The 6,882-nt window shown below is 60.7% G+C and carries 6 protein-coding genes and 1 pseudogene; 3 read left to right on the forward strand and 4 right to left on the reverse strand.

Translation table 11 applies throughout. The annotated features are described in order from the left end of the window. From Q0J75_RS12150 to arcC, 3 genes and pseudogenes are all read left to right on the forward strand, one after another. Nucleotides 1-465 (forward strand): annotated as a pseudogene (locus Q0J75_RS12150) (YgeY family selenium metabolism-linked hydrolase); the annotation flags it as partial. Nucleotides 466-589: 124 nt separating this feature from the next. Next, complete coding sequence (ygeW, locus tag Q0J75_RS12155; protein ID WP_297201703.1) at nucleotides 590-1,789, forward strand: knotted carbamoyltransferase YgeW; 1,200 nt, start codon at nucleotides 590-592, stop codon at nucleotides 1,787-1,789. 387 nt (nucleotides 1,790-2,176) lie between these two features. Continuing rightward, nucleotides 2,177-3,118: a carbamate kinase gene (gene arcC, locus Q0J75_RS12160; RefSeq protein ID WP_297201706.1), complete on the forward strand. Its 942-nt coding sequence runs from the start codon at nucleotides 2,177-2,179 to the stop codon at nucleotides 3,116-3,118. 107 nt (nucleotides 3,119-3,225) lie between these two features. On the opposite strand, the gene Q0J75_RS12165 is transcribed toward arcC, so the two are convergent. The 4 genes from Q0J75_RS12165 to Q0J75_RS12180 all read right to left on the reverse strand — a co-directional run. After that, nucleotides 3,226-4,956, reverse strand: coding sequence for a sensor histidine kinase (locus Q0J75_RS12165; RefSeq protein WP_297201711.1), 1,731 nt, complete (start codon nucleotides 4,954-4,956; stop codon nucleotides 3,226-3,228). A gap of 41 nt (nucleotides 4,957-4,997) precedes the next feature. Continuing rightward, nucleotides 4,998-5,666 (reverse strand): response regulator transcription factor, encoded by a 669-nt coding sequence (locus tag Q0J75_RS12170; protein WP_297201713.1) that lies wholly within the window; start codon nucleotides 5,664-5,666, stop codon nucleotides 4,998-5,000. Nucleotides 5,667-5,696: 30 nt separating this feature from the next. Next, nucleotides 5,697-6,347, reverse strand: a complete 651-nt coding sequence (gene phoU, locus Q0J75_RS12175) for a phosphate signaling complex protein PhoU (protein WP_297201716.1) — start codon at nucleotides 6,345-6,347, stop codon at nucleotides 5,697-5,699. Between the two features lie 14 nt (nucleotides 6,348-6,361). After that, the coding region (locus Q0J75_RS12180; protein ID WP_297201719.1) for a phosphate ABC transporter ATP-binding protein at nucleotides 6,362-6,882 on the reverse strand (521 nt) is incomplete at its 5' end.

Raw genomic sequence — 6,882 nt, forward strand, 5'->3', positions numbered from 1 at the left:
CCCAACGTGAAGAAGTACGGCGACGACGTGAAGGTGTCCATGTACATGTACGACCGTCCCTCCTGGACCGGCGAGGTCTACGAGACCGAGGCTTACTTCCCCACCTGGATCAACAAGGAGAACGCCGCTCACGTGCAGGCTCTGGCCGACGCCCACCACGCCCTGTTCGGCGAGGAGCGCATCGGGCCCGACGGCGCCATGCACCTGCGTCACCGTCCTCTGATCGACAAGTGGACCTTCTCCACCAACGGCGTTGCCATCCAGGGCCGCTACGGCATCCCCTGCGTGGGCTTCGGCCCCGGCGCCGAGTCTCAGGCTCACGCCCCCAACGAGATCACCTGGAAGCAGGATCTGGTCTCCTGCGCCGCCCTGTACGCCGCCGTGCCCGGCCTGTACAAGGAGGAGAACAAGACCGCCGATGTGTCTCAGTTCCGCGCCGGCAAGACCAATAACGATATTAAGTAAGAAGCGCTGAATCGCTGAGCATTGAATCCGTCCCATTGGGGCGGCCCCATGGCCGCCCCTGCGGATATGCCAACCCCGTATCCACCCATCAACCGACTATATTAAAAAAAGGAGATCGATTGCAATGGACAAGACTCTGCAGATGTATATCGACAAGCTGAATGCCCTGAACTTCAAGGAGATGTACGAGGGCGACTTCTTCCTGACCTGGGACAAGAGCGACGACGAGATCGAGGCTGTCTTCACCGTGGCCGACGCTCTGCGCTACATGCGTGAGAACAACATCTCTACCAAGATTTTTGAGTCCGGCCTGGGCATCTCCCTGTTCCGCGACAACTCCACCCGTACCCGTTTCTCCTTTGCTTCCGCCTGTAACCTGCTGGGCCTGGAGGTTCAGGATCTGGACGAGGGCAAGAGTCAGATCGCTCACGGCGAGACCGTCCGCGAGACCGCTAACATGATCTCCTTCATGGCTGACGTTATCGGTATCCGCGATGATATGTACATCGGCAAGGGCCACACCTATCAGAAGGAAGTGGTCGAGGCCGTGACCCAGGGCCACAAGGACGGCGTTCTGGAGCAGAAGCCCACCCTGGTCAACCTGCAGTGCGACATCGACCACCCCACTCAGGCCATGGCCGATATGCTGCACATCATCCATCACTTCGGCGGCGTGGAGAACCTGAAGGGCAAGAAGATCGCCATGACCTGGGCCTACAGCCCCTCTTACGGCAAGCCCCTCTCCGTGCCCCAGGGCATCATCGGCCTGATGAGCCGCTTCGGCATGGACGTTGTCCTGGCTCACCCCGAGGGATACGAGGTTATGCCTGAGGTTGAGGAGGTTGCCAAGAAGAACGCCGAGAAGTCCGGCGGCACCTTCACCAAGACCAACAGCATGGCTGAGGCCTTCAAGGATGCCGACATCGTGTATCCCAAGAGCTGGGCTCCCTTCGCCGCCATGGAGAAGCGCACCAACCTGTACGCTGAGGGCGACACCGACGGCATCAAGGCTCTGGAGAAAGAGCTGCTGGCTCAGAACGCCAACCACAAGGATTGGTGCTGCACCGAGGAGCTGATGAAGACCACCCGCGACGGCAAGGCCCTGTACATGCACTGCCTGCCCGCCGACATCAACGACGTGTCCTGCAAGGACGGTGAGGTCGAGGCTTCCGTGTTCGATCGCTATCGTGATCCTCTGTACAAGGAGGCTTCCTATAAGCCCTACATCATTGCCGCTATGATCTTCCTGGCCAAGGTCAAGGATCCCCAGGCCACTCTGAAGGCTCTGGAGGAGCGCGGCATGGCTCGTTGGTTCCAGAAGTAATTGATTCCGATTCCTGACTGACTTCCAGTTTCCTTCCCCTTCCTGATTGAGGCCCGTCCGCATAGGTCTACCTGCCTGATTCTGTGCGGATGGGCCCAACTATTTCAAAAGTGAAATACTAAGGGTAAAACCGATATATAAAATTACAATAATGAGGTGTTTTTATGATGGGCAAGCGCATTGTAATTGCCCTGGGCGGCAATCTCCCCAGGACAGCGGCGCTGTCCTGGGGACTCCTCAAGATTTGATATGCTCGGCGGAAGTGAATTCCGCCTGCGCCAAGGTTTTGCCAGAGGCAAAACCCTTGAACGCGCCGGAGGCGCGGTGAGCATTGCCGCCCTCTCGGAGTTTAAGATGCTAAAATGATAAGGATGAGGTGTTTTTATTATGGGCAAGCGCATTGTAATTGCTTTGGGCGGCAACGCTCTGGGTAACAATCTTCCTGAGCAGATGATCGCCGTAAAGCAGACCGCCAAGGCCATCGTGGACCTGATCCAGGAGGGCCATGAGGTGGTTATCGCCCACGGCAACGGCCCCCAGGTGGGCATGATCCAGAAGGCCATGACCGAGCTGACCCGTTCCGATCCTGAGAAGTACATTCCTTGCCCCCTGTCCGTGTGCGTGGCTATGAGCCAGGGCTACATCGGCTATGACCTGCAGAACGCCCTGCGGGAGGAGCTGCTGGACCGTGGCATCAACAAGGGTGTGGCCACCGTGCTCACCCAGGTGGAGGTGGACCCCGAGGACAAGGCTTTCCAGAATCCCACCAAGCCCATCGGTGCTTTCATGACCAAGGAAGAGGCCGACAAGATGGTGGCCGAGCGCGGCTACAACGTCATCGAGGACGCCGGCCGTGGCTATCGCCGTGTGGTGGCCTCTCCCAAGCCCCAGTCCATCATTGAGATCCAGTCCATCCGGGACATGGTGGCCGCCGGCCTGGTGGTGGTGGCCTGCGGCGGCGGCGGTATCCCCGTCTACAAGACCGAGGGCCATCACCTGAAGGGCGCTGCTGCCGTCATCGACAAGGACTTCGCTTCCTGCGTGCTGGCCCAGCAGCTGGAGGCCGACACCCTCATCATTCTCACCGCTGTTGAGAAGGTGGCCATCAACTTCGGCAAGCCCGATGAGAAGTGGCTGGACGAGCTGACTCCCGACGAGGCCCGCAAGTACATGGACGAGGGCCACTTCGCCCCCGGCTCCATGCTCCCCAAGGTGCAGGCTGCCGTGCAGTTTGCCGAGAGCGCTCCCGGCCGTTCCGCCCTCATCACCCTGCTGGAGAAGGCCAAGGACGGCGTGGCTGGTAAGACCGGTACCGCGATCCATCAGTAATTCCAATCAAGCAGACACGCCCCAGGAAACCTCCTGGGGCGTGTCTTTTCGGAAAAAACCGTTCCCCCTCTGCCACTGGCAGAGGGGGAACGGTTTTCCTATTTGGTTCAGTTCTGGGGGATGGGTAAAGTCACCGTGAAGGTAGAACCCTTACCTACCTCACTTTCCAGGCCCACGGTGCCGCCGTAGAGCTGGGTGATGTGCTTGACAATGGCCAGCCCCAGACCGGTGCCGCCGTTTTTGCGGGCCCGGCCCTTTTCCACCCGGTAGAACCGCTCAAACACCCGGCTCTGGTCCTCTTCCGGGATGCCGATGCCGTTGTCCTGGACGGAAATGATGACCTTGCCGTTCTGGACGGCCACCCGGGTGGTGACCACGCCGCCGTTCTCACTGTATTTGATGCCGTTGCCCATCAGGTTGAACAGCAGTTCTTTCAACCGGCTCATGGGGACGGCCACGGTGGCGGCCTCACCCTCCACAGCCAGCGTCACACCGGCTTCTTTGGCGGAGGGCTCCAGCAGGGAGGCGGTCTCCTGGGCGGCCTCCAGCACAGCGGAGCGCTCCTCTGTCTGGTCGATGGTCACCGACTCCAGCTCAGACAGCTTGAGAATGTCGTTGATGAGATCAATGAGCCGGTCCACCTCCACCCCGATCATGGTGATAAACCGCTTCTGATCGGCAGGGGAGGCCACCATACCGCTGGACAGCATATCGGTAAAGCCCTTGATGCTGGTCAGAGGAGTTTTCAGCTCATGGGATACATTGGCGGTAAATTCGCTGCGGATGCCCTCGGCTTTTTTCAGCTCGGTGACATCGGAAATCAGCAGGGAGGTGCCCACGGCCTGGCCCTCGTACTGCCGGCCGGAAACGGGGGAGACGAACAGCCGCAGGGAGCGGGCGTCCTCGGTGAGGGCGTCCACGTCAAGCACCACGGGGGTGTGCTTTTCCTGGCAGTCGTGGATGGCTTCCCGGAGCCGGCGGCTGCGGGTGAGCAGCAGCGCGCCGTCATCCTGCTCCCCCTCAGGGAAGCCGAACAGGGTGCGGGCGGCCCGGTTGATGGCCAGCACATTGCCGCTCTCATCCAGCAGGATCAGGCCCTCGTCCATGCAATCCAGAATCAGACCCACCTTGTCCCGCTCGTCGGTAATGGACTGGATGTAGCCCCCCAGCTGCTCCATCAGCTTGTCAATGTAGCGCAGGATGGGACGCAGCTCGTCGTCCGCCTGGAGTCCCTCCAGCCCGGAGGTCTTTTTACCGTCCAGTACCCCCTGAAGGGCGGTGCCCACTGAGTTGAGGGGGGCGACAATGCGGTTGGCGGTGCGGCGGGACAGCAGGAAGGCCAGCAGAATGGCGGCCACAGAGGCGATGGCAAAGCCCCAAATCCCGCCGGTGACCAGGCTGTTGATGGAGGACAGGGGCATGGAGGCCCGGCCGATCATGCCGTCGGCAAAGCGTTTGGACACATAGAGCATGGAGGTGCCCATGGTGTCCGACTGGCGCACCGCCTCGCCCCAGCCGGTGGATTCCGCCTGGGCCACCTCGGGCCGGTTGTTGTGATCCTCCAGGGTGGAGGTATCGGCGTCGGTATCGGCCAGTACGGTGCCGTCTGTGTCGATGATGGTCAGGCGTTTGTCGGGGGCGGCGGCATGGAACTGTTCTGCCAGGGCCTCCGGTTCGGTAATGGCGCTCTGGGCGTCCATCAGCACCAGCAGCTCCTGTAAGGTGTTACGGGCGGCGGCCATCTCCCGGTCGCGGAACATGAGAATACTCACCACATTGGAGATCAGCAGGGCAAATACCACGGTGAGCAGGGTCGCGCCGATGATTCGTTTCTTCATAGTTTTCTCCTCTCGCGCAGATCATAGAAAGCGGGCGGCCGTCAGGACATTTTATAGCCTACGCCCCGGACGGTGGTAATGACCTGATCGCCCAGCTTCTGCCGCAGAGACTTGACGTGCATATCCACGGTGCGGGTCTCGCCGGTATAGTCGTAGTCCCACACGGCATGAAGGATCTCGTCCCGGGTGAGGGCCACCCCGCGGCGGGAGCACAGCAACTTGAGCAGCTCAAATTCCTTGAAGGTGAGCTCCACCAGTTTGCCGTCCTTGCGGACCTCCCGGGCGGCGGGGTCGATCTCCAGGTCCCCGCAGGTGAGCACCTGGTCCCCCTTGCGCTGGGTACGGCGGAGCACCGCCTTTACCCGGGCCTGAAGCTCCATAATGCCAAAGGGCTTGACCACATAGTCGTCAGCCCCGTTTTCCAGCCCGGATACCCGATCCATTTCGGCCGAGCGGGCGGTGAGCATGATGACCGGCGCTTCGGCGGTATCCCGGCCCTGCCGCAGGCGGCGGAGGATCTCCAGACCGTCCATACCGGGCAGCATGATATCCAGGATAAAGAGTACCGGCGTGCTCTGGTCCGCCTCCCCCTCAAACATGGCCTCTCCCGATTCATAGGGCCGGACGGAATAGCCCACTGATTGGAAATAATAGCGGAGCATCTCCCGGATGCTCTCGTCGTCCTCCACCACCACAATGGCTCTGGACATGGGATCACCTTCCGTTTTGTATTGGCCCGGTCAGGCCTGGGGCTGGATCTCGCCGGTGACGCAGAAAATGGCCCACTGGGCGATGTTGACCGCGTGGTCCGCGATGCGCTCCAGGTACTTGGCAATGATAATCAGGTCGATGGCCTGGTCGGCCTCCTCCCGGTTCTCCACAATGAGCTCCACCAGCTCGCTTTTGATGGTGCGGAAAAGCTGGTCGATCTCGTCGTCCAGGCTGACCACCGCCTTGGCGGCGTCGGTGTCCCGGTTGACATAGGCGAAAATGGCCCGCTTGACCATGACGCCCGCCTTCTGACTCATGGTGCGGATGTCCGCCAGGGTGCGGGTCTGCTTCTGCTCCTGGAGGAGCAGGGAAATCTCAGCGATGTTGGCGCACTGGTCCCCGATGCGCTGCAAATCGGTGACCATTTTCAGTGCGGCGGAGATGGTGCGCAGGTCCCGGGCCACCGGCTGCTGCTGGAGGAGCAGCCGCAGGCAGCGGTTTTCAATGTCCCGCTCCATCTGGTCCATGTGCTTGGTCATTTCCACCGCGGATTTGGCGGCTCCGTCGTCACTGGAGGCCAGCGATTCGGTGACCACATCGATGGCGTCCTCCGCGGCGGCCGCCATGTCGATCATTTCATAGTTGAGCTCCTGGAGCTCCGCGTCAAAGGTTTTTCTCATGGGAACCTCCTGAATTAGCCAAAGCGGCCGGTGATATAGTCCTCCGTGCGCTTGTCCTTGGGAACGGAGAAGAGCTGGGTGGTGTCGCCGAACTCAATGAGCTGGCCCAGCAGGAAGAAGGCGCACTTGTCGGACACGCGGGTGGCCTGCTGCATATTGTGGGTGACGATAACGATGGTGTAGTCCTTTTTCAAATCAGAGATCAGATCCTCGATCTTGGAGGTGGAGATGGGGTCCAGAGCGGAGGTGGCCTCGTCCATCAGCAGGATGTCGGGCTCCACCGCCAGGGCGCGGGCAATGCAGATACGCTGCTGCTGGCCGCCGGACAGGCCCAGAGCCGATTTCTTCAGCCGGTCCTTTACCTCGTCCCAGATAGCAGCCCCCTGAAGGGACTTTTCCACAATGTCGTCCAGACGGCTCTTGTTTTTGATGCCGTGGGTGCGGGGGCCGTAGGCGATGTTGTCATAGATGGACATGGGGAAGGGGTTGGGCTTCTGGAACACCATGCCGATCTGCTTGCGCAGCCAGGTCACGT

The organism is uncultured Flavonifractor sp. (assembly GCF_944385615.1).
In the GTDB taxonomy this organism is placed as follows: Bacteria; Bacillota; Clostridia; order Oscillospirales; family Oscillospiraceae; genus Flavonifractor.